At 64.3% G+C, this 25752-nt stretch carries 25 protein-coding genes; 12 read left to right on the top strand and 13 right to left on the bottom strand.

Annotation, left to right across the window (positions count from 1 at the left end; translation table 11 throughout):
* Positions 1–4 precede the first annotated feature (4 nt).
* From FJ979_RS26935 to FJ979_RS26925, 3 genes are all read left to right on the top strand, one after another.
* A complete protein-coding gene (locus FJ979_RS26935) occupies positions 5–781 on the top strand; it encodes an SDR family oxidoreductase (RefSeq protein ID WP_140513712.1) in 777 nt (258 codons plus the stop codon).
* 104 nt (positions 782–885) lie between these two features.
* Positions 886–1530 (top strand): TetR/AcrR family transcriptional regulator, encoded by a 645-nt coding sequence (locus FJ979_RS26930; RefSeq protein WP_140496323.1) that lies wholly within the window; start codon positions 886–888, stop codon positions 1528–1530.
* A gap of 193 nt (positions 1531–1723) precedes the next feature.
* Positions 1724–1972 (top strand): DUF680 domain-containing protein, encoded by a 249-nt coding sequence (locus FJ979_RS26925; RefSeq protein WP_140496324.1) that lies wholly within the window; start codon positions 1724–1726, stop codon positions 1970–1972.
* A gap of 44 nt (positions 1973–2016) precedes the next feature.
* Here the strand turns inward: FJ979_RS26925 and FJ979_RS26920 are convergent, their stop codons facing one another.
* The 7 genes from FJ979_RS26920 to FJ979_RS26890 all read right to left on the bottom strand — a co-directional run bounded on the left by FJ979_RS26920 (position 2017) and on the right by FJ979_RS26890 (position 9384).
* Positions 2017–3066, bottom strand: coding sequence for a Gfo/Idh/MocA family oxidoreductase (locus FJ979_RS26920; RefSeq protein ID WP_140513713.1), 1050 nt, complete (start codon positions 3064–3066; stop codon positions 2017–2019).
* 13 nt (positions 3067–3079) lie between these two features.
* Positions 3080–3865 (bottom strand): ThuA domain-containing protein, encoded by a 786-nt coding sequence (locus tag FJ979_RS26915; RefSeq protein ID WP_140513714.1) that lies wholly within the window; start codon positions 3863–3865, stop codon positions 3080–3082.
* An 80-nt stretch (positions 3866–3945) separates the two neighbouring features.
* Positions 3946–4167 carry a hypothetical protein gene (locus FJ979_RS26910; RefSeq protein ID WP_140496327.1) on the bottom strand — a complete coding sequence of 74 codons (222 nt, stop codon included), beginning with the start codon at positions 4165–4167 and terminating at the stop codon, positions 3946–3948.
* A gap of 57 nt (positions 4168–4224) precedes the next feature.
* Entirely contained in the window at positions 4225–4809 is a 585-nt protein-coding gene (locus FJ979_RS26905; RefSeq protein ID WP_140522448.1) for a sarcosine oxidase subunit gamma, read from the bottom strand.
* Entirely contained in the window at positions 4802–7795 is a 2994-nt protein-coding gene (locus tag FJ979_RS26900; RefSeq protein WP_140584308.1) for a sarcosine oxidase subunit alpha, read from the bottom strand. Before FJ979_RS26900 ends, FJ979_RS26905 begins: the two co-directional genes overlap by 8 nt.
* Positions 7792–8103, bottom strand: a complete 312-nt coding sequence (locus tag FJ979_RS26895; RefSeq protein ID WP_140496330.1) for a sarcosine oxidase subunit delta — start codon at positions 8101–8103, stop codon at positions 7792–7794. Before FJ979_RS26895 ends, FJ979_RS26900 begins: the two co-directional genes overlap by 4 nt.
* A 27-nt stretch (positions 8104–8130) precedes the next feature.
* A complete protein-coding gene (locus FJ979_RS26890; protein ID WP_140496331.1) occupies positions 8131–9384 on the bottom strand; it encodes a sarcosine oxidase subunit beta in 1254 nt (417 codons plus the stop codon).
* A gap of 265 nt (positions 9385–9649) precedes the next feature.
* Between FJ979_RS26890 and FJ979_RS26885 the strand changes: the two genes are divergently transcribed.
* From FJ979_RS26885 to FJ979_RS26845, 9 genes are all read left to right on the top strand, one after another.
* The gene (locus FJ979_RS26885; RefSeq protein ID WP_140513718.1) at positions 9650–10408 is read left to right on the top strand and encodes an SDR family oxidoreductase; all 759 of its coding nucleotides are present in this window, start codon (positions 9650–9652) and stop codon (positions 10406–10408) included.
* A gap of 111 nt (positions 10409–10519) precedes the next feature.
* Positions 10520–10906, top strand: a complete 387-nt coding sequence (locus FJ979_RS26880) for an SET domain-containing protein-lysine N-methyltransferase (protein ID WP_140496333.1) — start codon at positions 10520–10522, stop codon at positions 10904–10906.
* A 179-nt stretch (positions 10907–11085) separates the two neighbouring features.
* Positions 11086–11352, top strand: coding sequence for a 30S ribosomal protein S21 (gene rpsU, locus FJ979_RS26875; RefSeq protein ID WP_010911429.1), 267 nt, complete (start codon positions 11086–11088; stop codon positions 11350–11352).
* Positions 11353–11493: 141 nt separating this feature from the next.
* Positions 11494–12336, top strand: coding sequence for a tetratricopeptide repeat protein (locus tag FJ979_RS26870; RefSeq protein ID WP_140584307.1), 843 nt, complete (start codon positions 11494–11496; stop codon positions 12334–12336).
* Between the two features lie 201 nt (positions 12337–12537).
* Positions 12538–13014: a DUF992 domain-containing protein gene (locus FJ979_RS26865; protein WP_140584306.1), complete on the top strand. Its 477-nt coding sequence runs from the start codon at positions 12538–12540 to the stop codon at positions 13012–13014.
* A 415-nt stretch (positions 13015–13429) separates the two neighbouring features.
* A complete protein-coding gene (locus tag FJ979_RS26860) occupies positions 13430–14440 on the top strand; it encodes a hypothetical protein (RefSeq protein ID WP_140522454.1) in 1011 nt (336 codons plus the stop codon).
* A 9-nt stretch (positions 14441–14449) separates the two neighbouring features.
* A complete protein-coding gene (locus FJ979_RS26855; RefSeq protein WP_140584305.1) occupies positions 14450–15457 on the top strand; it encodes a hypothetical protein in 1008 nt (335 codons plus the stop codon).
* 73 nt (positions 15458–15530) lie between these two features.
* Complete coding sequence (locus FJ979_RS26850) at positions 15531–16013, top strand: DUF992 domain-containing protein (protein WP_140513722.1); 483 nt, start codon at positions 15531–15533, stop codon at positions 16011–16013.
* Positions 16014–16191: 178 nt separating this feature from the next.
* Complete coding sequence (locus tag FJ979_RS26845; RefSeq protein ID WP_140584304.1) at positions 16192–17628, top strand: MFS transporter; 1437 nt, start codon at positions 16192–16194, stop codon at positions 17626–17628.
* A gap of 16 nt (positions 17629–17644) precedes the next feature.
* On the opposite strand, the gene FJ979_RS26840 is transcribed toward FJ979_RS26845, so the two are convergent.
* From FJ979_RS26840 to kdpA, 6 genes are read right to left on the bottom strand one after another with little or no spacing between them, the layout of a single operon-like run.
* Entirely contained in the window at positions 17645–18337 is a 693-nt protein-coding gene (locus FJ979_RS26840; protein ID WP_140560272.1) for a response regulator transcription factor, read from the bottom strand.
* Positions 18334–21066 (bottom strand): sensor histidine kinase KdpD, encoded by a 2733-nt coding sequence (locus FJ979_RS26835; RefSeq protein WP_140584303.1) that lies wholly within the window; start codon positions 21064–21066, stop codon positions 18334–18336. Before FJ979_RS26835 ends, FJ979_RS26840 begins: the two co-directional genes overlap by 4 nt.
* Positions 21067–21118: 52 nt before the next feature.
* Positions 21119–21688 (bottom strand): potassium-transporting ATPase subunit KdpC, encoded by a 570-nt coding sequence (gene kdpC / locus FJ979_RS26830; protein ID WP_140584302.1) that lies wholly within the window; start codon positions 21686–21688, stop codon positions 21119–21121.
* A gap of 12 nt (positions 21689–21700) precedes the next feature.
* Positions 21701–23794 (bottom strand): potassium-transporting ATPase subunit KdpB, encoded by a 2094-nt coding sequence (kdpB, locus tag FJ979_RS26825; RefSeq protein ID WP_140584301.1) that lies wholly within the window; start codon positions 23792–23794, stop codon positions 21701–21703.
* Positions 23791–24021: a hypothetical protein gene (locus FJ979_RS26820; protein ID WP_224518924.1), complete on the bottom strand. Its 231-nt coding sequence runs from the start codon at positions 24019–24021 to the stop codon at positions 23791–23793. Before FJ979_RS26820 ends, kdpB begins: the two co-directional genes overlap by 4 nt.
* A gap of 12 nt (positions 24022–24033) precedes the next feature.
* On the bottom strand, positions 24034–25734 hold the full coding sequence (gene kdpA, locus FJ979_RS26815) for a potassium-transporting ATPase subunit KdpA (RefSeq protein WP_140584300.1): 1701 nt from the start codon (positions 25732–25734) through the stop codon (positions 24034–24036).
* Between the last annotated feature and the right edge of the window lie 18 nt (positions 25735–25752).

Genomic DNA, 25752 nt, shown 5'->3' with positions numbered 1-25752 from the left:
ATCGATGGGCCGCTTCGACGGAAAAACGGTGTTGATCACGGGTGCCGCGGGCGGGCTTGGCCGCGGCGCCGCCAAAGCTTTTGCCGCCGAGAGCGCGCGGCTGGTCCTCTCCGACCTCGATGAACCAACCTTGAGGAGCTTTGCCGAAACGCTCGATGCCGAGACGGCGGTCCTGGCCGGAAACATCGCCGACGAGGCGCTGTCGCAGGCGCTGGTGGCTCTGGCGGTCGAAAGATTCGGCCGGCTGGATGTCGCGGTCAACAATGCCGGCATCGTCCAGAGTTTCGTGCGTTTGCCGCAGGTCGCCTCGGAGGAGGCGCGCCGCGTGATCGAAATCGATCTGCTCGGCGTCTTCTATGCCATGAAACACCAGATCCAGCAGATGGAGCGGCAGTTCAAGGCTGACGGCAAGGGCGGCGCCATCGTCAACATCGCCTCCGCCGCAGGACTGGGTGGCGCGCCGAAGCTCTCGATCTATGCCGCCGCCAAGCACGGCGTGGTTGGGCTGACCCGGTCGGCGGCAATTGAATACGCCAGCAAGGGCCTGCGCATCAACGCTGTTTGTCCGGCGCACACGAGAACGGCGATGGTGGACGGTTTCGTGCGCGTCTCCGGCGCTCCGGAAGCTGACGCCTTGGCCGAACTGACGCGCGGCGTGCCGATGAGGAGGGTGGCCGAAGTGGATGAGATCACCACGGTGATCCTGTTCGCCGCCGACCCCGCCAACTCCTTCATGACCGGCCACACATTGGCCGTCGACGGCGGCGTCGGCGCCATCTGACGCCTGCCGCCTGGGAACCTGCGACGGGAACCAGCGAGGCCCTTGTCCGTTTCCGTACAGCGTATATAATTCAGTTGGCCCCCAACCAGCAGAGGCAGGCGATATTGCCGGTGAGCGCCCAGACACGCCGTGAGAAACAAAAGGCCGAACAGCGTTCCGAACTTGTGGAGGCCGCGCACAAGCTCGTGCAGGAGGAAGGCTATGAGGGCCTGACCATCCGCAAGCTGGCCAAGCGCGTCGGCTACGCGCCGATGTCGGTCTATTCCTATTTCGCCGACAAGCAGGACATATTGTTCGCGCTGGCCGAAGATGCGTTCGAGACGCTCGCCCGGCGCATCGAGGAGCATCCTTCCGACGATCCGATCGAGGCGCTGCAAGCAGTGATGACGGAATACGCCGCGTTCGGACTTGGCAATCCCAATGAATACCGCACCGTCTTCATGACCGAAAAGACCAAGCTGCCGGCAGGCCGGAGCTACGAGGACATGGAAGAAAGCAACCCGGCGATGAAGGTGCTGATCAGCAGGGTCGAGGCCTGCGTCGCCGCGGGGAAGTTGCAGGGTGATCCGCGCGCCATCGCCACCATGCTGTGGGCGGTCGGCCACGGCACCATCTCGCTGCTGATCACCTTCCCCTTCTACCCTTTCGGTGATCCGCAGGCTTTCGTGAAACGGATGTGCGATTTCACCCTTGCCACCCTCAGCACGCAGAACGTGCCCCCGCTGACCGAGACACCGGTCAACTGCTGAACGATATCTCCTTGCGTTTCCACGCTTCATCGCCGCTCCGCGTTTACGTGCCAAGCGGGATGGATTTTCTTGGTTAACAAAAATTTCCGTACGCGTACGATTCTGGCTTGAACTCCGCGATCAGTGGGCGTATTTGTACGGAATACCGTACATGTACGAGAACAAATTCACCCATCGAACCCGGAGACGGACAATGAAAAAGACCCTCCTCACCCTCGCCGCCGTGCTGGCACTTTCGGGCTCGGCCCTTGCCGCCAACACGACCCACCCGGTCAAGCACGTGCCCGCCGCGACCTGCGTCGACACCAAGGCCAATGTGAAGCTCGATTGCGCATCGACCGGCTCGCTCGAGAAAAAGGGCGTCACGGAAACCACCGCTGAAGGCAAGGGCCCGCGCCTCGGCATCAGCATCAATCCCTGGATCGTGCCGAGCGCGTTCTGATAGCGGCAACACACGCCTGGCTGGTGCAGCCGGCCAGATGTGATTCAGGCGATCGTGACCGGCAGTCTGGACGACGAACTCTCGAAGGCCGCGTCGATCAGCCTCTGCATGTCGGCGGCGCGACGGAAGGATGGATCGCCGTTCCTTCCCCTATCGAGCGCTTCGGCGAAACGCAGCGCGTTGCGCTTCACATCCGGCAGCGCCAGTGTCCGCCAACGTTGCTGGTCGATGTCCTCGCCCAGGCAGGCCGACAGGCGCGAAACCTTGCCGTCTGTTTTGACCTTGATGGCGCCCTTGGTGCCATGCATGGCCAGCGACAGGTCGTTGGCGTGGCCGGTCATGTAGCGGCTGGCGACGATCGTCGCGAGCGCCCCGCATTTGAACCGCGCCGTCATTGCGACACTGTCGTTGGCATCAAGCACATAATCGCCGATCCGATCGCCTTCGGCCTTGGGAAACGTCACCAGGTCGGCGTGCAGGGTGGCGATGTCCTGGTCGGCGCCATAGCTTGCGAAATCCAGAATGTGGATACCGACATCGCCGAGCACGCCCGTCGAGCCGTGCCGGTTGGACAGGCGCCATAGCCATTTGTCCTCGATGCGCCAGTCGCCCCATGACTTGCTGACCAGCCAGCTCTGTTTGTAGCTCGCCTCGACATGGCGCAATGCGCCGATCTCGCCGGCCTGCACCATGCGTCGCGCTTCCTCGATCGCCGCCGAGTTGCGGTAGGTCAGGTTGACCATGTTGACGACCCCGGCCGCCTCGGCCGCTTCCGTCATTGCAAGCGCGTCGGCATGGTTCGGCGCCAGCGGCTTTTCGCAAAAGACGTGTTTCCCCTGGGCAAGCAGCGCCAGCGTCGTGGCCTTGTGCACGCCATCCGGCGTCGCATTGATGGCCGCATCGAACGCACCCCAGCCGATCGCCGCTTCCAGGCTCTCGAAAGACTGGCTGATCTTGTTGGCGGCGGCGAACATCGCACCGCGGCCCGGCACCTGGTCGACGCAGGCGACGATTGTGCATCCTGGAATCCTGGCGAACTCCTCGACGTGATGTCCGGCAATGCCACCGGTGCCGAGCAGAAGGAGGCGGTGCATCTTCAACTCACGCCTAACTCAGGCCCTTGTCGCCGTCGGCATGCAGGCGCAGGCCCTTCTGGACGATCTTCTCCTTGGCCTGGTCTGTCGGCACGTTCGGCGCATTGATGATGCCGGACCATGCGGGTGCGGGATTGTGCGCCCAATGCACGGCGTTGCGCAGCACCTGCTGCACGCCTTCATTGTGGTAGATCGGGTAGGTCTCGTGGCCGGGCGAGAAATAGAAGATCCGTCCGGCGCCGCGCTGATAGGTCAGCCCCGACCGGAAGACTTCGCCGCCTTCGTACCAGGAGACGAACACCGTCTCCAGCGGCTCCGGCACCGCGAAGGGCTCGCCATACATCTCCGTCTCGCCGATCTCCAGGCACTCGCCGATGCCTTGCGCGATCGGATGGCTGCGGTTGATGGCCCAGACGCGCTCGCGCTCGCCCGCTTCGCGCCATTTCAGCGAACAAGGCGTGCCCATCAGCCGCTTGAAGATCTTCGAATAGTGTCCGGAATGGAGCACGATCAGACCCATGCCTTCCCAGACCCGTTTCTGCACGCGCTCGACGATCTCGTCCTTGACCTCGCCATGGGCGGCATGGCCCCACCAGAGCAGGACATCGGTGGCAGCCAGCCGGCTTTCGCTCAAGCCGTGCTCCGGCTCCTGCAAGGTGGCGGTGGTCGCCTCGATGCCCTTATCCTGGTTGAGCGCGGCTGCGATGGTCCCATGCATGCCCAATGGATAAAGGCCGCGCACGGCGGCATTGGTCTGCTCATGGACATTCTCGCCCCAGACGACGGCTTTTACCGGCATTTTACGATCTCCCAAAGCGCTTTGAATATCCCACTTGGCGCCGTCTTGGAAAGATGGCTCCTCAACCGAAGCTGGGGAAATCAGCGCGGTTTGCGTCCGGGAACGGTCTTGGCTTTGCCCGGCCTTGCGGGGGCGCCGGGGATAGCCGTCCCCGTGATCGACACAGGATCGCTGGCCGGGAACGTATCCTCGAGGCCTTCCTCGAGTTCCTCTTCGGCGTCGGCGCCGTGATGCCGCTCATGCTCCAGGGAGCGCACGGCCGAGCTTTTCCCGGGCGACTTCGGCGTGGACTTCGATGGCATCGGCATTCTCCCTCGACCTGTTGCCGCAAATGGGCGCGGGCGGCAAACGTTCCGGGATCAGGCCGCCGCGTCGCGTGCTCCCTCGGAGAGGAAAGTAAAGACATAATCCGAGAAGGAACGCCAGCACTCGACCCGGAAAGCGTCTTGCGCCGTGCGCAGCAGAACGATCTCGGCCTTGCCGAGAATGGTACGCGAGGCGGCACCCACCGGGAAGGCTTCGAGCGACAGATCCTGCGGGCAGCCCGAATTGATTGCCGCGGCCGCGGCCGGACCGGCGACCGATATCGCAACGTTGCGATGCGAGATGCCGACAGCGGAATGCAAGGCGGAAATCTTTGCACAATCGGCGAGCGGGTCTTTGCCGGCCTCGTCGATGATCATCCATTCATCCGGCCCAAGCCACAGCGCGGTGCGCCCGCCTTTCGACACGGACGTCTTCGGCTTTTTCGGCATGGTCACGCCGAGCGCCTTCGACAAGGCGGCAAGCGACGCCTCCGGAGCGCGCAGCGAGATCCGTTCGGCCGGCGGCAGCACCTCTACCTTGACGCCGGCGGCGGAGATAGCGCGCCCGGCCAGCGCCGGACGGCGCTCGGCCGCCGGCGATGCGGCCGAAGCCGTCTTTTTCGCGACTGCCTTAGCCATTGAGGCGGCCTCCCGTTTCGTCGAAGAACACCATGCCGGAAACCTCCACTTCGATCGTCCCGCCAGGCATCGGCACGTAGAGCGTGTCGCCCGTGCGTGCGCGACCGCCGGCGACCAGCGCCAGAGCGATCGAGCGGCCGCAATTCTGCGACCAATAGCTCGACGTGACATGGCCGATCATCTTCATCGGGATCGCCTGCCTGGGATCCTCCACGATCTGCGCGCCTTCCTCCAGCACCACCTTGGGATCCTTGGTCTTGAGGCCGACCAGTTGCTTGCGGCCCTTGGCGACCAGGTCCCGCCGCGTCAGGCCGCGAATGCCGACGAAATCGGCCTTCTTCTTGCCGACGGCCCAGTCGAGGCCGGCATCATTGGGCGTCACCGTGCCGTCGGTGTCCTGGCCGACGATGATGTAGCCCTTCTCGGCGCGCAGCACGTGCATCGCCTCGGTGCCGTAGGCGGTGGCGCCATGCTTCTGGCCCTCGGCCCACAGCGCTTCCCAGACGGCCTGGCCGTAATCGGCCGGCACATTGACCTCGAAGCCGCGCTCGCCGGTGAACGACATGCGGAACAGCCTTGTCGGCACGCCGCAGATCTTGCCCTCGCGTACCGACATGTGCGGCAGCGCCTCGTCCGACATGTCGATGCCTTCGACCAGCGGCGCGATGATGTCGCGAGACTTCGGCCCCTGCACGGCGATGACAGCCCATTGCTCGGTGATCGAGGTCAGCCAGACATTGAGATGCGGGAACTCGGTCTGGAGATAGTCCTCCATGTGGTTCATGACGCGCGGCGCGCCGCCGGTCGTCGTCGTCACATGGAACCGGTCGGGCGCCAGCCTGCCGACGACGCCGTCATCATAGATGAAGCCATCCTCGCGCAGCATGATGCCGTAGCGGCAGCGGCCGGGCTCCAGCTTTTCCCACGGATTGGTGTAGAGCAGTTCCATGAACTTGGCCGCATCGGGACCGACCACCTCGATCTTGCCGAGCGTCGAGGCGTCGAACAGGCCAGCCGTGTTTCGAACCGCGACGCACTCGCGGTCGACCGCCGCATGCATGTCCTCGCCACCCCTGGGGAAATACCAGGCGCGCTTCCACTGCCCGACATCCTCGAACACGGCGCCTTGGGCTTCAGCCCAGGGATGGATCGCCGTCTTGCGCGTCGGATCGAACAGCGGACCGCGCGCATGGCTGACGATGGCGCCGAAGGTCACCGGCGTATAGGGGGCGCGGAACGTGGTGAGGCCCACCTCGGGGATTGGCTTGCCAAGCGTCTCGGCGGCAATCGCCAGGCCGTGCATGTTCGAGGTCTTGCCCTGGTCGGTCGCCATGCCGTTGGTGGTGAAGCGCTTGACGTGCTCGATCGAGCGCATGCCCTCATGCACCGCCTGGCGGATGTCCTTGGCGGTGACGTCGTTCTGGAAATCGACGAAGGCCTTCACCGTCGTATCCGGACCGGCGCCGGGGGCGGCGCCCAGCATGCCACGCGACCAGCTTTCCGAGGCGTCGACTTTTGGCTTTGTACCCTTGGCAGTCTTTGCGCCGGCGTCCTTTGCCGCCTTGGCCCCTGCCGCATAGGCCTCGTCGAGGGTCGCCGACAGGCCGTCCGTGCCGTTGCAGGCGCCGACAGAGACGCAGTCCTGCGCATAGGTGCCGGGCACGAAGCGCTTGGTTTCGTCGTTGAAGGCGACCTTGCCGCGCGACTGCGAGAACAGGTGCACCGACGGCGTCCAGCCGGCCGACATCAGGATCGCATCGACCGCAATGGTGCGCTCGCCGCCACCATTCTTCGGCTGCACCGTCATCGACGAGACGCGCAGCTTGCCGCCGGCGCGGATCACCGCGCGACCGAAATTGATCTCGATGCCGAGCGTCCTTGCTTCATCGATCACCGGCCCGGTCGGATTGTCGCGCAGATCGACGATAGCCGCGATGTTGACGCCGGCCTTCTTCAGGTCGATCGCCGCCGCGTAAGCGGAATCATTGGCGGTGTAGACGCCGACGTTTTTTCCGACCGCGACGCCATGGTGATTGAGATAGGTGCGCGCGGCCGAGGCCAGCATGATGCCCGGCCGGTCGTTGTTGGCGAACACCATGTGGCGCTCGATGGCCCCGGACGCCAGCACCACGCGCCTGGCGCGCACCTGCCACAGCCGCTCGCGCGGCAGGTCGTGGCCGGGATTTTGCAGATGGTCGCTGACCCGTTCGACCAGGCCGACGAAGTTCTGTGCGTAATAGCCGAACGCGGTCGTGCGCGACAGCACGCGGACATTGTCCATGCCTTTCAGCCTGGCGATCGCCGCCTGCGCCCAGGCAAAGCCGCCCTGGCCGTCGATTTTCGCGCCGCTCTCGAAGCGCAGGCTGCCGCCGAATTCGGCCTGCTCATCGGCCAGAATGACCCGCACGCCGATTTCAGCCGCTGCCAATGCAGCCGCGATGCCGGCCGCACCGCCGCCCAGCACCAGCACGTCGCAATGAGCGTAACGCGACGAATAATGGTCGGGGTCCGGCCTGTCGGGGGACACGCCAAGCCCGGCGGCTTCCCGGATCTTGGGTTCGTAGAGGCTCTTCCAGGCCGCCTTCGGCCACATGAAGGTCTTGTAGTAAAAGCCGGCCGAAAACAGCGGCGACGCCAGATCGTTGACCGCGCTGACGTCGAAGGACAGCGACGGCCAGCGGTTCTGCGAGTTGGCGGCGAGTCCGTCATAGAGTTCCTGCACGGTCGCGCGAACATTCGGCGTTTTGCGCGCGTCGTCGCGCACGATCTGCACCAGCGCGTTGGGCTCCTCCGCGCCGGCCGACAGCACGCCCCGCGGCCGGTGATATTTGAACGAGCGGCCGACCAGGTGCACGCCGTTGGCCAGCAGCGCCGAAGCCAGCGTATCGCCTTCGATGCCGATGAAAGACTGACCGTCGAAGCTGAAGCGGGCGGTCTTGGCCTGGCTCAGGCGGCCGGCGCTCGGTATGCGGAACGCGCCGCTCATTTGGCAACCACTTCGCTGGAGTTTTTGGGCAGCTTGGAAGGCTTCGGCTCGCCGGCCTTGTAGGTCATGACGAACTTGTCGGTGACGGTGTCGCGCACGGCGTTGAAGAAGCGCGCACAGCCATGCATGTGTCGCCAGCGCTCATAGATGATGCCTTTGGGATTCGAGCGGATGAAGAAGAATTTTTCGAAATCCTCGTCGCTCTCGCCTGACATGTTGGCCGAGCGCGCGATATGCGCCTCGCCGGCGTTGCGGAACTCAAGTTCCGGACGCTCTTCCTCGCAATAGGGGCAGCGGATGAGAAGCATGTTTTCGTTCCTACAGCTCAGTCATCGTCAATGCGCCACCGCCGCCGCCGCCGCCTCGTCGATCAACCGGCCGGTGCGGAACCGCTCGATGGTGAAGGGCGCGTTGATCGGATGCGGATCGTCCCTGGCGATGGTGTGGGCAAAGACATGGCCGGAGCCGGGTGTCGCCTTGAAGCCGCCCGTGCCCCAGCCGCAATTGACGTAGAGGCCGGGCACCGGCGTCTTGGCCAGGATCGGCGAGCGGTCGGGCGTGACGTCGACGATGCCGCCCCAGGAGCGCAGCATCTTCATGCGCGTGAAGATCGGGAACATCTCGCAGATTGCGTCCAGCGTATGCTGTAATATGTGCAGGCCGCCGGTCTGCGAGTAGGAGACGTACTGGTCGGTGCCGGCGCCGATCACCAGTTCGCCCTTGTCGGACTGCGAGATATAGGCATGCACCGTGTTCGACATCACCACGCAGGGAACGACAGGCTTGACCGGCTCCGACACCAGCGCCTGCAGCGGATAGCTTTCCAGCGGCATGCGCACGCCGGCCATGTTCATGATGACCGAGGAATGGCCGGCCGCGACCACGCCGACCTTCTTGGCGCCGATGAAGCCGCGCGTCGTCTCGACACCGGTCACCGCGCCATTGGCCGCCCGCTTGACGCCGGTGACCTCGCAATTCTGGATGATGTGCACGCCCCGCGCCGAGGCGCCGCGCGCATACCCCCAGGCGACCGCGTCATGGCGCGCCGTGCCGCCGCGCCGCTGCAAGGCGGCACCGACGACCGGGTAGCGCGCATCCCTGGAAATATTGAGCGGCGGGCAGAATTCCTTCGCCTGCTCGGGTGTGAGCCATTCATTGTCGATGCCGTTCAGCCGGTTGGCGTGGACATGGCGCTTCAGCACCTGGATGTCGTGCACATTGTGCGCCAGCATCATGACGCCGCGCGCCGAATACATGACGTTGTAATTGAGCTCCTGGCTGAGCCCGTCCCACAATTTCAGCGCATGGTCGTAGATGCCGGCGCTCTCGTCATAGAGGTAGTTGGAGCGGATGATGGTGGTGTTGCGGCCGGTATTGCCGCCACCGAGCCAGCCCTTCTCCAGCACCGCGACATTGGTGATGCCGTGCACGGTGGCGAGATAATAGGCGGTAGCCAGGCCATGGCCGCCGGCGCCCACGATGACGACGTCGTATTCCTTCCTCGGCTCCGGCGAGGACCATTGCTCCTCCCAGCCCTTGTGGCCGCGCATGGCCTCACGCGCGATGGCGAATACAGAGTATTTCTTCACGTTCCAGCCTCGCGCCAAAGTCTCGCGGATTTGCGGCCGGGCTAGCAATTTCCCCCGGCGCGCGAGGTGTATCACTAGCGAAACAGCGCTGCCACCCTTGCGCTGTTTGCGACGGCTCTTGCCGTTTTGCGCCGCAACCGGCCGCGGCGTGCGAGGCCAGGGAAAATCGGCGGGTTCGCAGCTTTCGGGTGGCTGCGGCCATGCTCATTTGCGACGACGCATCCGACCGCCGGCAAGGCCGGCTTAGCGGAAGGATGACAGAAACATGCTCGCACTCGCCAACAAGATCGCCATCGTCACTGGCGCCAGTTCCGGCATCGGCCGCGCCACTGCAAAGCTCTTTGCCGAGGAAGGAGCCAAAGTCGTCGCCGCCGCGCGCCGTCAGGCCGAGCTCGATAGGCTTGTCGAGGAGATCGTGGAAACCGGCGGCACTGCGCTCGCTCTTGCCGGCGACGTCAGGGACGAAGCCTATGCGAAGGCGGTGGTCGATCTTGCCACCGGCAGCTTCGGTGGTCTCGACATTGCATTCAACAATGCCGGCGCTGTCGGCATGATGGCGCCGCTGCCGGACCTGCCGCCGGCGTCGTGGCACGACACGATGGATACCAATCTGACCAGCGCCTATCTGGCCGCCAGGCATCAGATACCGGCGATGCTGGAGCGTGGCGGCGGATCGCTGGTCTTCACCTCCAGCTTCGTCGGCTATACCGCCGGCATGCCAGGCATGGCGGCCTACGCCGCGGCCAAGGCCGGCCTGATCGGCCTGACGCAAGTGCTGGCCGCCGAGTACGGGCCGAAGGGGTTGCGCGTCAACGCACTGCTGCCAGGCGGCACAGACACGCCCGGCGCGACCACAACCACGCCCGAGGCCCGCACGTTCGTCGAAGGCATCCATGCCTTGAAGCGGATGGCCCGGCCGGAAGAGATCGCCCGCTCGGCGCTTTATCTTGCCTCCGAGGCGTCGAGCTTCACCACCGGAACCGCACTGTTCGCCGACGGCGGCGTGTCGATCAACCGGACGTGAGCGGTTTCGGCGCCGGCATGCGGATCAACGCGGGCCGCGATGTCGCAATCCGGGCTTGCATTTGGGCTCGAATTGACGATTCCGTTCTCTCCTTGGAAACGGGCCGGAACCATGCTGCTGATCAAAACCTATGTCGCCCAAAGCGCAATCGAGGGCGTCGGCGTGTTCGCCGCCGAGCCGATCAGGAAAGGCGCCTCGATCTGGCGGCTCGACCCGGATTTCGACCGGCTGATCCCGCTGGAAAAATACCAGGCGGCACCCTCGCATCTCAGGGAACTGCTCGACCGCTACGCCTATCCCAGTCCCGACCGGCCCGGCTTCGTGGTCTATGAGGTCGACAATGGCCGCTTCATGAACCATTCGGCGACGCCGAACACGGACTTTTCGCAATATGGCGGGGCAACTGCGACCCGCGACATAGCGGCGGGCGAAGAGATAACCTGCGACTATGGCGAATTCTTCGAGGATTTTGAGCGGTTGCATCTGGCTACCGCGTAGTTGGCTGCCTATCTTGCGAGCGCCCGCTGGGCGAATTGGCCGCCTCCGTTCATTTCGGCTGTGGACAGCGCGGCGTGATTCTGCTATCAGCCGCCACAATTCGTGGTGTAAATCGCCGCGGAGGCTAGTGGCTATGGCCGCTTGCCTGTTGATATCAAACCCGAAAGACAGGATTGCCCGTGCAGGTACTCGTCCGCGACAACAATGTTGATCAGGCGCTTCGCGCTCTCAAGAAGAAGATGCAGCGCGAAGGCATCTTCCGCGAAATGAAGATGCGCGGTCACTACGAGAAGCCTTCCGAGAAGCGCGCCCGTGAAAAGGCCGAAGCCGTGCGCCGAGCCCGCAAGCTGGCCCGCAAGCGTGCACAGCGCGAAGGTCTGCTGCCGATGACGCCGCGTCCGGTGGCTGCCGGCGGTGCCGCCGGTGCAGCGCGTCCGCCGCGCTGATTAACGCCTATATTTCGTCCTTTTCGAAGGATACCAGGGGTGGCGCGATGCGGAATCGCCGCCACCTTTTTATTTTGATGTGACCCGGCCCGGAGGGGGGATCCGGACCTGAATGACGCGGCAAGTGAGGACAGGGCAGACATGAACGCAATCAGCGTGGAGAGCAAAACCATATTTCGTGGCTTTGCCCTGGCGACAGCCCTGCTTTCCGGATTGATGCTTGCCGGCTGCCAGACCTCGGGCCCGACCGGCGAGTTCAACAACATCGACAAGGCGCAAGGGTCGAGCGAGAACATCTCCTCGCTGTCGGCGGTGATTCAGCGCAATCCGCAGGATCCTGAAGGCTACAATGTGCGCGGCTCGGCCTATGGCCGGGGCGGCCAGTACCAGGCGGCGCTCAAGGATTTCAACCAGGCCATCCAGCTTAACCCGAATTTCTACCAGGCCTATTCGAACCGTGCGCTCATCCAGCGCTTCCTCGGCAATCAGGAAGCAGCGCTGGCGGACTACAACCGCTCGATCCAGATCAACGGCAACTACGATGCCGCCTATATCGGCCGCGGCAATCTCTACCGGAAGGCCGGCCGCACCCAGGAAGCCTTCAACGATTTCCAGAAGGCGATCCAGCTCGACACGACCGATGCCCGCGCCTATCACAATCGGGGCCTGATCTATCAGAGCCAGGGCCAGCACAAATTCGCTATCGAGGATTTCTCGACCGCCATCTCGCTGGCCCCGGACGCCGCCGAGCCGTATAATGGCCGCGGCCTTTCCTACCTCGCCACCAATGACGAGGACAATGCCTTCTCCGATTTCAACATGGCCATCAAGCTCGACGGCAAGAACGCCGAGGCCTGGTCCAACCAGGCGCTGATCTACGAGCGGCGCGGCGACAAGGCCAAGGCGGCCAAGTCCTACCGCGAAGCCGTTCGGCTCGATCCCACCTACCAGCCGGCCAAGGATGGCCTCGCCCGCGTCAGCTGAGATCAGGCAAGGCCGGCCAAGCCCACACGCGTCGGATGCGTGTCCGAAAGGACACGTATCGCCGCAGATCGCCATCAATCCGGCAACCGCGCGCTGACCCCGCTGCAAGCCGTGATCGCCTGCCTTGTTCGCGCCAAGGTTTCAGCGGAACGGTCTGGCCACCCAGCCGTTACTTTGAAGCGTTTTGCGAAAGGACCTCCCATGACCAAGAAACTCGTCTGCGCCGCTGCGCTCGCCACGACCATGTTCGCTGTTGCACCGGCAAGCGCCGGCAGATTGCAGCTCGGCACGCTCGACTGCACCATCGACGGCGGCACCGGCTACATCGTGACATCCAACAAGGGCGTGTCCTGTGTCTTCCGCCCCTATCATCACGGTCCGGCCGAGATTTACACCGGCGTCATCTCCAAGCTCGGCGTCGATGTTGGCCGGACGCACCAGGGCCAACTCGCCTGGGCCGTGTTTGCCGCGACCCGTGACCGCGACGCGGGTGATCTTGCCGGCAGCTATTACGGCGTCAATGCCGAGGCGAGCGTCGTGACCGGCGGCGGCGCCAATCTGCTGGTCGGCGGCTTCGACAGCGCCTTCATGCTGGAGCCGCTCAGCGTCCAGGCGCAGACCGGCGTCAACCTGGCCGTTGCCGTGACCTCGCTTGAGCTGATCCACTCTCTCAAGTAACGGCACGTTGATCTTCTCGGCACGGACGGCAACCGCGCGATGATCAAAATAGCGCGCGGTGGACTTGGTTCCGCCGCGCGCTTTGCATTTGCGAACTGCTGTGACCAGGCCAAGCTAGCAGATCGAAATTATTGCCGATGGAAGACTTGCTCGTTCTGTGCTACCAACCGGAAATGTTGCTGGCTCTGCGCGAAAATGCGCGCGAGCTCCGGCAGATGTAAAGACATCGTCGAATGCAATTTTGTTGCAGCTGCCGGAGGCCGTGATGGATTTCATCGAGCAGTTATTCGGATTTTCGCCCGATGGCGGGTCGGGATCCTTCGAACTTCTTCTGATACTCGCACCATTCTTGATTGCCGCTGTCTGGTTTTTCATGCGTCGACAGCGACGTTGACGAAATGGCCGCGGACTGGCCATGAACCCGCTCCCCAAAGTACTGGATTTCCTGAACGCGCTCGCCGACGCGTTCACCGAGTGGCCATCGAACCTGCGCCAGATCGCTGCCCGGATCTGCGCCCTCGCCAGATTGCTCTGCGAAAGAATGAAGCTCCCCGATCGGTTGGACCGAAGCGGGCCGCAACGTTGCGTCAAGATCAGCGACCCCGCCTATAAACGCCCGGATCCCCTGATCTACGCGCAGTATTATTTGATGGGCCAGGGCCTCGCCGTCACATGGGACAACCCCGACATCGAGATCCGAAGCGGCGGCAATCCTGTCGCACCACATATGCTGGCGCCCGACACCGAATATGAAATCGTCGCCCGTATCTGGAACAACTCGACCGAGGCCCCGGTCGTCGATCTGCCGGTGAAATTCTCCTATCTGAGTTTCGGCATCGGCACGGTGTCGCATTGGATCGATGAGACCAGGACCGATCTCGGCGTCAAGGGCGGGGCCAACCATCCGGCTTTCGCGTCGGTCAAATGGCGAACTCCGGCAGCGCCTGGTCACTATTGCATCCAGGTCCTGCTCGACTGGCTCGACGATGCGAACCCGAACAACAACCTAGGCCAGGACAACACCACCGTCGGTGTCGCCCATTCGCCCGCAAGATTTGAATTTCGCCTGCGCAATGGCGAGCGGGAGAGGATGGGATTTCGTCTCGAGGCCGATGCCTATTCCCTTCCTGAATTGCCGGTCTGTGAGCCGCGCCCTCGCCCGAGGCCGCGTCGCCGGCCCTTGCGCACCTTCCCCGGCACCATCGCGGCAGTGCCTGTCGGCCACACCCGTCAATCGCATCCTTTGCCCGCCGGCTGGCTTGTCACGTTCGAGCCCGCACAAGCGGACCTTGCCCCGGGTGAGGAAATCCCCGTCACTGTCAATATTGAACCGCCAGCCGGTTTCACCGGCCGTAAGGCAATCAACGTTCATGCTTTCTCGGCCCGCGGCCTCGCCGGCGGCGTGACGCTCTATGTCGAGCGATAGGGGGTCGCCATGGCTTATCGGCACTACACCAAATGCGTATCGGTCGGAAATCACCACGGCAAACAATACGGGCAGATGATCATTGCGGCGGCCGTGGTCGCTTTGCCGCTCATCCTTGTGGGCGCCCTTCCCGGACCGGCCGCCATGCTGGTGGCGCTTGCGGCCATATTGGCCTATTGCCGCTGGTGGCTGTACGACCGGCTGATCTGTCTCGGTGGCGACGAATGCGCGGTGGGCTGGCTGCTCAAGGTCGATCCGCCGGAGGAGAAGTCGGGACTGGACCGGTTCGACACCGACTACAGTCTCAATCTGGTGCCGGCCAATGTCGTCGAATTCACCAACCAGGCAACGGCCGAAAAGATAGCGCCGTTTGGACGCCTGATCGCCAACACGCCTGCGATCCAGGGCGCGGGCCTCGACTGGAAAGGTCAGGAAGCGCGCCAATGGGCCAATGACGACCCGACCGCGGTGCTGCATTGCGAGTTCGAAGGCGCCGGCGTCTACGACCTCATGATAGCCTGCCTTGCCGCAATTCCAGTCGCCACGGCCGCCGCGGTTGCTTGCGCCATTCCCTTCTTCGGCTGGATCGCCTGCGCGGTCCTGTCGCTCATCGCGGCGGTCATCGTCATCATAGGCGGCATAGTCGGCCTGCTCGACACAGCCAATCCGACGGATCTCGACGAGAATCTCGGCGATCTTCACGTCAACGATCCGACGCGCCGCGGCGCGGACATCCTGTTCGTCAAGGGAACGTGGGTCTACGATTCGGCACATGACGGCTGGAACGAAATCCATCCCATCAAGCACTGTCAGAAGATCGGCACCTGGAACGGCAGCTGGAACGAATCCCCGGTTCCCGACGGCAGCCCCGCGCGCTGGTGTGAAGCCGTTGAGACGGCAGGATCGCCATTGACCGTCGCATCCCAGCAGGAGCCTCAGAACCAGTGGACGATACATCCCGCCATAGACGGTTGCCGGCCAAAGCCCGACGATCACCGACCGGACCCCGTGCACTGACCTGGCATCCTTCGCTCGCGAAGCAGTGTCATCTGCTCCTCAAAGATGGCTGCAGCGAATGCACGAGGGGCCCATGACACGCAAAATGATCCTTGCTGCCATCGTTGCCATTGCCAGCCCCGCCTTGGCCCAGGCACAGGACCAGGGCATCGAGCTCGGCACACTTGAATGCGCCATATCGGGCGGCACCGGCTTCATCTTCGGCTCGAGCAAGGATCTGAGCTGCACCTTCACCCCTGCCGACAAGACTTTCGCGCCGGAAGCCTATTTCGGCGCGGTCAACAAATACGGCCTCGACATCGGCACGACCAAGCAGGCGGTGATGCGATGGCTGGTGCTGACGCCGCTGAAGAACATCTACGCGCCGGGCGCATTGGCCGGCGACTATGTCGGCGCCAGCGCCGAGGTGACGGCAACCGTCGGCGCCGGGGCCAATCTGCTGGTTGGCGGCTCCTCGCAGTCCTTCACCTTGCAGCCGCTCAGCCTGCAGACCCAGACCGGCATCAATTTCGCCATCGGTGTCAGCCAGTTCCAGCTGCGCAGCACGGAGAACTGATTGGCCGGCGATGCCGGCCGGCCAGGGATGCGGGCATCCACGAACATGTCCAAAAAATCGCTTGAGCTCAAGCTTGGTTGAGGTTCTACAAACCCATCCGACCATGGTCCTGCCGGACCCCCGAGCCGGCTCCTGGCGCCATGCGTTTGCATCGGGATATGAAATTCGAGGGACCGAAGTGACCGACATCAGCACAAACAGGGTCGACTGGCGCGCATTGTGGGCGAGCGGCGACCTCGCGCGCTTCTGCTTCATCAGCCTCGGCATCCTGCTGCACGCCACCAACGAGACGATGGTGGCGACCGTCATGCCCGCCATGATCGGCGAACTGGCGGGCGTGCAGCTCGTCGGCTGGTCGCTGGCGATCTATGAACTGGGCGCCATCGTCGCCGGTGCCGCGGCCGGACGGCTGGTCAGCTATGTGGCGCTGCGCACCAACATGGTGGTCGCGGCGCTGCTTTACGCGGCCGGCGCGCTGATCTGCGCCACCGCGCCCTCGATGCAATTGTTCCTGGCCGGGCGCCTGATCGAGGGCCTGGGCGGCGGCGCGCTGGTGTCGCTGGCTTTCGTCTCGGTGGAGCGCCTGTTTCCGCGGGCCATCTGGCCGCAGCTTTTCGGTATCATGTCGGCGATCTGGGGCGTCGCCGCCTTCAGCGGGCCGATGCTTGGCGCGATCATGACAGAGCTTCTGTCATGGCGCTGGGCGTTCGGCATCTTCGTGTTCGGCGGTGCGGCGATGGCGCTGGCGAGCTTCGTCGTGCTCGACACGCCGGAAGCGACGAGGCCGAGTGCCGGCGCGGGCAAGGCACCACCCTTCCCGCTCATAGCGCTTGGCTGCCTTGCCGTCGCCGTCGTGCTGATCGCCTCGGCGGGGGTCGATATCGCCCTTCTGCGCTCGTCGCTGCTGATGGTGCTCGGCCTGATCGGCCTTGTGCTGTTCTTCCGTATCGATGCGCTGAAGCCGAAATCTCGGCTTTTCCCCTCGCAGCTGTTCTCGTGGCGCACGCCGGTCGGCAGCGGCATGACCATGGTCGCCGCCTTCTCGGTGGCGACCTGTTCCTTTGCCATTTACGGCCCGCTGCTTCTGACCACGCTGCACCACGTTCCGCTCCTGACCACCGGCTACATCATCGCCGCCGAATCGATCGCCTGGTCGATCCTGTCGATCCTTGTCGCCAACGCGCCACAGGAGCGTGAGAGATTGATCATCGTCATCGGCGCCCTGATGATCGCCACCGGCCTGGCTGGTTTCGCCTACACCATCCCGGCAGGCTCGATCCCGCTGATCCTGGTATGCGCCCTTTTGCAGGGTGGCGGCTTCGGCGTTGCCTGGCCGTTCCTGACGCGCGTCATCGTGGCCTCCGCGCCGGAAGATGAGCAGACCATCGCCTCGGCCGCGGTGCCGACCATGCAGCGCATCGGCTATGCGGTGGGTGCCGCCCTTGCCGGCATCGTCGCCAATGCCAGCGGCTTCTCGCAAGGCCTGAACCGGGACGCGGCGGCTGATGTGGCAACCTGGCTGTTCCTCGCCTTCGTGCCGCTCGGCATCATTGGCTGCGTCGCCGCCCTGCGCACATCGACGACCGCGAACCGGCTGCCGGAAGCTGTCGGCTAATCAGGCCAGGCAACGCTCATTCGACCTCGCGCAGGCGGTAGCCGACGCCGGTCTCGGTGGTGATGTAGCGCGGCTGGTCCGGCGTCTTCTCGATCTTCTGCCGCAACTGCCGGACATAGACCCGCAGATACTGCACGTCGGTCGAATCGTTCCACACCTGCTTCAGCAGGAACTGGTGCGTGAGAACCTTGCCCGCATACTGCACGAGAATGCGCAGAATGTCGTATTCCTTGGGCGACAGCTTTACCTCCTTGCCCCCGACCTTGACGATGCGCTTGACCAGATCGACGGAAAGATCTCCGGTTTGGAATACAGGCCTCTCGCCCTGCTGCTGGAACTTGTGCCGCAGTGCCACACGGATGCGCGCCACCAGCTCGTTCATTCCGAACGGCTTGGTGATGTAGTCGTCGGCGCCGAGTTCGAGCGCGTCGACGATGCCGGCCTCGTCGGCGCGGCTGGAGAGAATGACCACCGGGATATCGAGGCCGTCGTCGCGCCATTTGCGCAGCAGTTCATGGCCGCTCATGCCGGGCAGGCCAAGGTCGAGCAGCACGAGATCCGGTTTTTCCTGCACCATCAGCTCGATAGCCGCCTTGGCGTTCGGCGCCTCGCTGACCGCGTAGCCCTGGCTGGCGAGGCCGACCCGGAGCAACTTGCGGATCGGCGGCTCGTCATCGACGACCAATATCCTGACGTTCGAATTGGTCATCGAGGCTGATCCGCGCTGGAGCCGATGCGATTGCCGATGTTGGGCAACTCCGCCGGCACCGGCATCCTGATGGTGAAGGCAGCACCCGAACGGTCGGTCCGGTTGGCGGCCGAGATCGTGCCGCCCATCGCCTCGATGAAGCCGCGGCAGATCGACAGGCCGAGCCCGGTGCCGGCGCGCACCTGGTCGCCCTTGCGCACCCGGTAGAAAGTATCGAACACGCGCTCAAGATCCTGCGGAGGGATGCCCAATCCCTCATCCATGATCTGAAGCACGACGGAGCCGATGTCGGTCCAGCCCTGCAGGCGGATCGTCGAGCCGGGCGGCGAATATTTCGACGCATTGTCGAGCAGATTGAACAGGACCTGCTCGAACAGCACAGGGTCGAGCTTCAGCATCGGCAGGTCGGGCGGAATATCGACCTCGATCTTGTGCTCGCTGGTGATCTTGCGGGCGCGATCGAGCGCGGTGCCGACGGCGTCGCCGACATAATGCAGCGCATAATTGGGCTCCATCGCACCGGATTCGATCTTGGTCATGTCGAGCAGATTGGCGATGAAGCGGTTCAGCCGCTCCGCTTCGTCGACCACCGTCGACAACAGCTCCGTCCGGTCCTGCTCGGGCAGATCAGGCGCGAACTCCCTGAGAGTGCCGGCCGCGCCCATGATGGCGGCGAGCGGCGTCTTCAGATCATGGGAGATGGAGGTCAGCAACGCCGAGCGCAGCCTGTCGGCTTCGGCCGCGAGCTTGGCACGGTCGACATCGGCGACGAGCTGGATGCGCTCGATGGCGACCGCCGCCTGGTCGGCCAGCGCGTCGAGCAGCCGCTGCTGCTCGGGCGTCAGCAGCGGACCCTGCTTGTCGTTGTCGAGGCCGACCACGCCGACCGCCGTGCGTCCTGTGCGTAGCGGCAGATAGAGCCGCTTCGCACCGGGCAGCGTATCGGCGCCGCGGCCGGCGGCGCGGTCGTGCTCCCAGGCCCAGCGGGCCGCGGCGATATCGGCCTCGGCCAGCGTATCGTCGGGCGGATAGCCCGCCTTGACGGTGATGGCGCCGTTTTCGGGCAAAAGCAGCACCACCCGCAGTTTCAGCATGGAGGCGATCTGGAAGGCCGTGACCCACAGGACGTCGTCGAGCGTACCGGCGCCAGCCAGTTTCTTGGAAAACAGGTAGATGTCCTCCGTGGCCCGCGCGCGTGAGCGGGCGGCGACGGCCTGGCGCTGCACGCGCGCCGTCAGGTTGCTGGCGATGACGGCAACGACGAGGAAGACGGCAAACGCAACGATGCTCTCGGGATCCCTGATCGTCAGCGTGTAGCGCGGCTCGAGGAAGAAGTAGTTGAAGGCAAGGGCGCTCAGGAAACAGGCGTACAAGGCCGGCCACAGTCCGAACGTCACCGCCGATGTCAGCACCGCCAGCAGCAGCACGATCGCCAGATTGCGCACGTCGAGGAACTGATCGAGAACCGTGCCGACGGCCAGCGAGCCCGCGACATAGGCCGTGGCGAACAGATACGGCCATATCTGGAACGGCCGCTGCTCGGCCGCCGTCCTGACCTTTCTCGATGCTGCGTCGGTATCGCGCTCGGTTCCCGAGATGACATGGACGCTGATGTCGCCGGCATTGCGGATCAGATCATAGGTGAGCGAGCCCTCGATCAATTCCCGCCAGCGCGACCGGGTCGGCCTGCCGACCACGATATGGGTGAAATTGTTCGCCGTCGCATGGCGCACGATGTCCTGCGCGACGTTCTGGCCCGGAATGGTCGTCACCTCGGCGCCGAGTTGCTCGGCGAGGCGCAGATGGTTCGCCAGCCTGTCCTTCTCTTCTTCCGACATGGCGGCCGAACGAGGCGTGTCGACATGAAGCGCCGTCCATGGCGCGCGGAGCCGGTCGGCCAGCCTGCGCGCATAGCGCACGCGCGCCGCCCCGCCCGGACGCGCGTCGAGGCAAACGAGCACCCTTTCCCCCGCCGCCCATGGGCCCTGGATGGCATGGGACTGCATGTGGTTGAGCAGTTGTTCGTCGACACGCTGGGCGGTGCGGCGCAGCGCCAGTTCGCGCAGCGCCGTCAGATTGCCCGGCGAGAAATAGTTCTCGATGGCGCGCTGGGCGGTGTTGGGGAAATAGACCTTGCCTTCCTCCAGCCGTTTGATCAGGTCGTCGGGCGTCAGATCGATGATTTCGACATCGTCGGCCTGGTCGATGATGGAATCGGGAACCGTCTCGCGCACCCTGACCCGCGTGATCTGGGCGACGACGTCGTTCAGGCTTTCGACATGCTGAATGTTGAGCGTCGTGTAGACGTCGATACCGCGCGCCAGGATTTCCTGCACGTCGAGATAGCGCTTGGGGTGACGGCTGCCGGGCGCGTTTGTGTGGGCGAGTTCGTCGACCAGGACCAGTGCCGGGCGGCGTGCCAGGATGGCGTCTATGTCCATCTCGTCCAGGGTGCGTCCCTTGTATTCGACCGGGCGGCGCGGAATGACCTCGTAGCCCTCGACGAGGGCCAGGGTTTCCTTGCGGCCGTGCGTCTCGACCACGCCGATCACCACGTCGATGCCGTCGGCCAGCCTGGCGCGTCCCGACATCAGCATTTCATAGGTTTTGCCGACGCCCGGTGCCGCGCCCAGAAAGATGCGCAGACGCCCGCGGCCCTCGCGCTCGGCATGCTCGAGCAGCGCGTCGGGGGAAGGTCTGTTTTCGACGTTGCTTCTCTCGTCCGGCATCGGCATCCAGTTTGAACGGCGCCGGGGACGGTGTCGATCCCGGCGCTGTTCTTCATTGCTTGGCTGTGTCGTCCAATGCGAGGTTGAGGGCCAGCACATTGACCACCGGCTCGCCCAGGACGCTGAGCTCCCGGTCGTCGACATGGCTGTTGACGAGCGCCTTGACCTTGGCTTCATCGATACCCCTGGCCTTGGCGACACGCGGAACCTGGAAAGAAGCGTCCTCGGGGCTGATGTCGGGATCGAGCCCGCTGCCCGATGTCGTGACGAGGCCCATCGGAACCGGCGCATTGGGGTTTTCGGCCTTCAACTTCGCCGCGTCGCCCTTGATGCGCTCGATCAGCTTGAGGTTGGTCGGACCCAGATTCGAGCCGCTGGAGGCGCCGGCGTCGTAGCCATTGCCGGCCGCCGAGGGCCGGCCGTGGAAATAGCGGTCGCTGGCGAAGGCCTGGCCGATCAGTTCCGAACCCACCACCTTGCCGTCCTTCTCGATCAGGCTGCCATTGGCCTGTTTCGGGAACAGCGCCTGGGCGATGCCGGTCATGCCGATGGGATAGATGAGCCCGGTCAGCACGGTGAAGAAGACGATCATGACGATCGCGGGTCTGATTTGCTTGAGCATCGGAATGATCCCTTATGCAAGGCCGAGGGCCGTGACGGCCATGTCGATAATCTTGATGCCGGCGAACGGCACGATGATGCCGCCGAGGCCGTAGACGAGCAGGTTGCGGCTGAGCAGCGCCCCGGCGCCGATCGCCCGGTATTTGACGCCGCGCAGCGACAGCGGGATCAGCGCGATGATGATCAGCGCATTGAAGATGATGGCCGACAGGATGGCGCTCTGCGGCGTCCCCAGATGCATGATGTTGAGTGCCTGCAGCGGACCTGTGGTCTGGCCGGGCGCGACGTAGAACACGGCGAACATGGCCGGGATGATGGCGAAGTACTTGGCCACGTCATTGGCGATGGAGAAGGTGGTCAGCGAACCGCGTGTCATCAGCAGCGCCTTGCCGATCTCGACGATCTCGATCAGCTTGGTCGGATCGCTGTCGAGGTCGACCATGTTGCCGGCCTCCCGCGCCGCCACCGTGCCGGTGTTCATGGCGACGCCGACGTCGGCCTGGGCAAGAGCCGGTGCATCGTTGGTGCCGTCGCCGCACATGGCGACCAGCTTGCCCTTGGCCTGCTCGTCGCGGATCAGTTTCAGCTTGTCCTCCGGCGTCGCCTGGGCAAGGAAGTCGTCGACGCCGGCTTCGGCCGCGATGGCCGCCGCCGTCATCGGATTGTCCCCTGTGATCATCACCGTGCGTATGCCCATGCTGCGCAGCTCGGCGAAGCGCTCGCGGATGCCGCCCTTGACGATGTCCTTGAGGTGCACGATGCCGAGCAGGCGTCCGTCGCGCTCGACCGCAAGCGGGGTGCCGCCCGATTTGGCGACCTCGTCGGCGATCGCCTGGAGATCCCTGATCGTATCGCTGTTCGGGCGCGTTGCGTGGCTGGCTGATGTCGTCTGGTTGACATGGGCGAGCACGGAATCGACCGCGCCCTTGCGCACGGAGGAGCCGTCTATGTCGACGCCGCTCATCCGGGTCTGCGCGGTGAAGGACACGAAGGTGGCGTGCAGTGTCGCCATGTCGCGGGCGCGGATGGCGTATTTCTCCTTGGCCAGCACGACGATCGAGCGGCCTTCCGGCGTTTCGTCGGCGAGCGAGGCAAGCTGTGCCGCATCGGCCAGTTCCTGCTCGGTGACGCCCTTCACCGGGCGGAATTCGGTCGCCTGGCGGTTGCCGAGCGTGATCGTGCCGGTCTTGTCGAGCAAAAGCGTGTCGACGTCGCCGGCCGCCTCCACGGCGCGGCCGGACATGGCGAGCACATTGAAGCGCACCAGACGGTCCATGCCGGCGATGCCGATGGCCGACAAAAGCGCGCCGATAGTGGTCGGGATCAAGGTCACGAACAAAGCGACGAGCACCGTGACCGGGATATAGCCCCCCGAATAGGAAGCGAAGCTCGGGATGGTAGCGGTGGCCAGCACGAAGATCAGCGTCATGCCGACCAGCAGGATGTTGAGCGCGATCTCATTCGGGGTCTTCTGGCGCTCGGCGCCCTCGACCAGCGAGATCATGCGGTCGAGAAAGGTGTGGCCGGCGGCGGCGGTGATGCGCACGCGGATCCAGTCGGAGAGCACCTGCGTGCCGCCGGTGACCGCGGAGCGGTCGCCGCCGGATTCGCGAATGACAGGCGCCGATTCGCCCGTGATCGCCGCCTCGTTGACCGAAGCCACGCCTTCGATCACCTCACCGTCGGAGGGGATGATGTCGCCGGCCTCGACCAGCACGGCGTCGCCCACTTTCAGGCTGGTGCCGGGCACCAGCTTGAATTTCGTCCGGTGCTCGCCGGTCAGGAGCTTGGCCTGGGTCTCGGTGCGCGCCTTGCGCAGCGAATCGGCCTGCGCCTTGCCGCGGCCTTCGGCGACGGCTTCGGCGAAGTTGGCGAACAGCACGGTGAACCACAGCCAGATGATGATCTGGATGGTGAAGCCGAGGTTGCCGCGCCCGCTGGCGAGGTCCTTGACGAAAAGCACTGATGTCAGCGCCGAGACGACGGCAACGACGAACATCACCGGGTTCCTGGCCAATGTGCGTGGGTTCAGCTTTTTGAAGGCGCCGCCGATGGCGGGCCACAGGATGCCGGCATCCATGATGCTGGCTGATTTCGACTGGCTCATTTTGAAGCTCCAGCTTCGGTGTTGTTGGACGGCACCGAGCGGTCGGATGCCGAAAGAAGATGCGGAAGCCCGTAGGCCAGCAACCACAGAACGATCATGACGGCGGCGATGCCGAGGAATGTCGACATGGTGGGGAAAGGAGGAGGCCGTTCCTCCTTTCCGTTGTCGGCGGGATGGCGATCGTTGCGATGCCTGTTGTTGAACCAGGACATTTCCGTTTCAGCCAAGACACTTCCGTCTCAGAATGTCTGCCCGTGGATGGCGGCCAGATGCTCGACGATCGGCCCGACGGCGAGCGCCGGGAAAAAGGTCAGGCCGCCGACGATGACGATGACACCGACCAGCAGCCCGACGAACAGCGGGCCGTCGGTCGGGAACGTGCCGGCCGAGGCGGACACGGTCTTCTTCGCCGCCAGCGAGCCGGCGATGGCGAGCGCCGGGATGATGACCAGGAAACGGCCCATGAGCATGCCGAGACCCAGCGTGATGTTGTACCAGGGCGTGTTGCCGGTGAGGCCGCCGAAGGCCGAGCCGTTGTTCGCCGCCGCCGACGTATAGGCGTAGAGGATCTCGGAGAAGCCGTGCGGACCGCCATTGGCGATCGATGCCACGGCGCTCGGCAGGACCACCGCGATGGCCGTGAAGGTCAGCATCGCCAGCGGCAGGCACAGGATCGCCAGCATCGCCATCTTGACCTCCTTGGCCTCGATCTTCTTGCCGAGATATTCGGGCGTGCGCCCGACCATCAGGCCGGCGACGAAGACGGCGATCAGGATGAACATCAGGATGCCGTAGAAGCCGGCGCCGACGCCGCCGACGATGACTTCGCCGAGTTGCATGTTGATGAGCGGGATCATGCCGCCGAGCGCGGTGAAACTGTCATGCATGGCATTGACCGCGCCGCAGGAGGCCGCCGTGGTGATGACCGCGAACAGCGCCGAAAGCGCGATGCCGAAGCGGGTTTCCTTGCCTTCCATGTTGCCGCCGTCGATGCCCAGCGCATGGACCAGCGGATTGCCCGCGGCTTCCGCCCAATAGCAGACCGCAACCCCGGCGATGAACAGCGCGCCCATGGCGGCCAGGATCGCCCAGCCCTGGCGCTGGTTGCCGACCATGCGGCCGAAGACGTTGGTGAGCGCCGCGCCGATGGCGAAGATCGACAGCATCTGGATCAGGTTGGAGACGGCGTCCGGGTTCTCGAAGGGATGCGCGGCATTGGCGTTGAAGAAGCCGCCGCCATTGGTGCCGAGCATCTTGATGGCGATCTGCGAGGCGACCGGCCCGACGGCGATGGTCTGCTTGGCGCGTTCGAGCGTGGTGGCGTCGACATAGGCTCCCAGCGTCTGCGGCATTCCGAGCCAGACATAGACCAGGGTGAGCACGACGCAGAGCGGCAAAAGCACGTAGAGCGTGGCACGGGTCATATCGACCCAGAAATTCCCGATCGACTTGCCGGAAGCGCGGGCAAAGCCGCGGATCAGCGCCATGGCGATGGCGATGCCGGTGGCCGCCGACAGGAAGTTCTGCACTGTGAGGCCGGCCATCTGCACGAGATAGGACATCGTGCTCTCGCCGCCGTAGTTCTGCCAGTTGGTGTTGGTCATGAAGCTGGCCGCGGTGTTGAAGGCGAGCCCCGGTTCGACCGCGCTCATGCCGGCCGGGTTGTAGGGCAGGCCGCCTTGCAGGCGCTGGAGGAAATAGAGCGCCAGGAAACCGGCAAGGTTGAACAACAGCATGGCGGCGGCATAGCCCGTCCAGTGCTGCTCCTGGTCGCCGGTTCCAGCCAGGCGATAAAGGCCCCGCTCGACGGGGCCGAGCACCGGCGACAGCAAGCTGCGGTCGCCGGTGAAGACGCGATGCATGTAGCCGCCCAGCGGCTTCACGAGCAAAACCAGGATCCCGCAATAGAGGAGGATCTGTATCCATCCGTTGATAGTCATGATTTGGCTTTCCGTGCG

Source organism: Mesorhizobium sp. B1-1-6, assembly GCF_006443035.1.
Taxonomy (GTDB): domain Bacteria; phylum Pseudomonadota; class Alphaproteobacteria; order Rhizobiales; family Rhizobiaceae; genus Mesorhizobium.
Note: the sequence above shows the minus strand (reverse complement) of the source record. Positions and strands in the feature narration are given on the sequence as shown.

What these genes read in the sequence shown, in the direction of transcription:
- FJ979_RS26880 (WP_140496333.1), top strand. Translation starts at nt 10,520, where the DNA reads ATGCTGCTGATCAAAACCTATGTCGCCCAAAGCGCAATCGAGGGCGTC.
- FJ979_RS26865 (WP_140584306.1), top strand. Translation starts at nt 12,538, where the DNA reads ATGACCAAGAAACTCGTCTGCGCCGCTGCGCTCGCCACGACCATGTTC.
- FJ979_RS26870 (WP_140584307.1), top strand. Translation starts at nt 11,494, where the DNA reads ATGAACGCAATCAGCGTGGAGAGCAAAACCATATTTCGTGGCTTTGCC.
- FJ979_RS26915 (WP_140513714.1), bottom strand. Translation starts at nt 3,865, where the DNA reads ATGCCGGTAAAAGCCGTCGTCTGGGGCGAGAATGTCCATGAGCAGACC.
- FJ979_RS26920 (WP_140513713.1), bottom strand. Translation starts at nt 3,066, where the DNA reads ATGCACCGCCTCCTTCTGCTCGGCACCGGTGGCATTGCCGGACATCAC.
- FJ979_RS26935 (WP_140513712.1), top strand. Translation starts at nt 5, where the DNA reads ATGGGCCGCTTCGACGGAAAAACGGTGTTGATCACGGGTGCCGCGGGC.
- FJ979_RS26835 (WP_140584303.1), bottom strand. Translation starts at nt 21,066, where the DNA reads ATGCCGGACGAGAGAAGCAACGTCGAAAACAGACCTTCCCCCGACGCG.
- FJ979_RS26855 (WP_140584305.1), top strand. Translation starts at nt 14,450, where the DNA reads ATGGCTTATCGGCACTACACCAAATGCGTATCGGTCGGAAATCACCAC.
- FJ979_RS26925 (WP_140496324.1), top strand. Translation starts at nt 1,724, where the DNA reads ATGAAAAAGACCCTCCTCACCCTCGCCGCCGTGCTGGCACTTTCGGGC.
- kdpA (WP_140584300.1), bottom strand. Translation starts at nt 25,734, where the DNA reads ATGACTATCAACGGATGGATACAGATCCTCCTCTATTGCGGGATCCTG.
- FJ979_RS26840 (WP_140560272.1), bottom strand. Translation starts at nt 18,337, where the DNA reads ATGACCAATTCGAACGTCAGGATATTGGTCGTCGATGACGAGCCGCCG.
- FJ979_RS26900 (WP_140584308.1), bottom strand. Translation starts at nt 7,795, where the DNA reads ATGAGCGGCGCGTTCCGCATACCGAGCGCCGGCCGCCTGAGCCAGGCC.
- FJ979_RS26905 (WP_140522448.1), bottom strand. Translation starts at nt 4,809, where the DNA reads ATGGCTAAGGCAGTCGCGAAAAAGACGGCTTCGGCCGCATCGCCGGCG.
- FJ979_RS26895 (WP_140496330.1), bottom strand. Translation starts at nt 8,103, where the DNA reads ATGCTTCTCATCCGCTGCCCCTATTGCGAGGAAGAGCGTCCGGAACTT.
- FJ979_RS26885 (WP_140513718.1), top strand. Translation starts at nt 9,650, where the DNA reads ATGCTCGCACTCGCCAACAAGATCGCCATCGTCACTGGCGCCAGTTCC.
- FJ979_RS26860 (WP_140522454.1), top strand. Translation starts at nt 13,430, where the DNA reads ATGAACCCGCTCCCCAAAGTACTGGATTTCCTGAACGCGCTCGCCGAC.
- kdpC (WP_140584302.1), bottom strand. Translation starts at nt 21,688, where the DNA reads ATGCTCAAGCAAATCAGACCCGCGATCGTCATGATCGTCTTCTTCACC.
- FJ979_RS26910 (WP_140496327.1), bottom strand. Translation starts at nt 4,167, where the DNA reads ATGCCATCGAAGTCCACGCCGAAGTCGCCCGGGAAAAGCTCGGCCGTG.
- kdpB (WP_140584301.1), bottom strand. Translation starts at nt 23,794, where the DNA reads ATGAGCCAGTCGAAATCAGCCAGCATCATGGATGCCGGCATCCTGTGG.
- FJ979_RS26850 (WP_140513722.1), top strand. Translation starts at nt 15,531, where the DNA reads ATGACACGCAAAATGATCCTTGCTGCCATCGTTGCCATTGCCAGCCCC.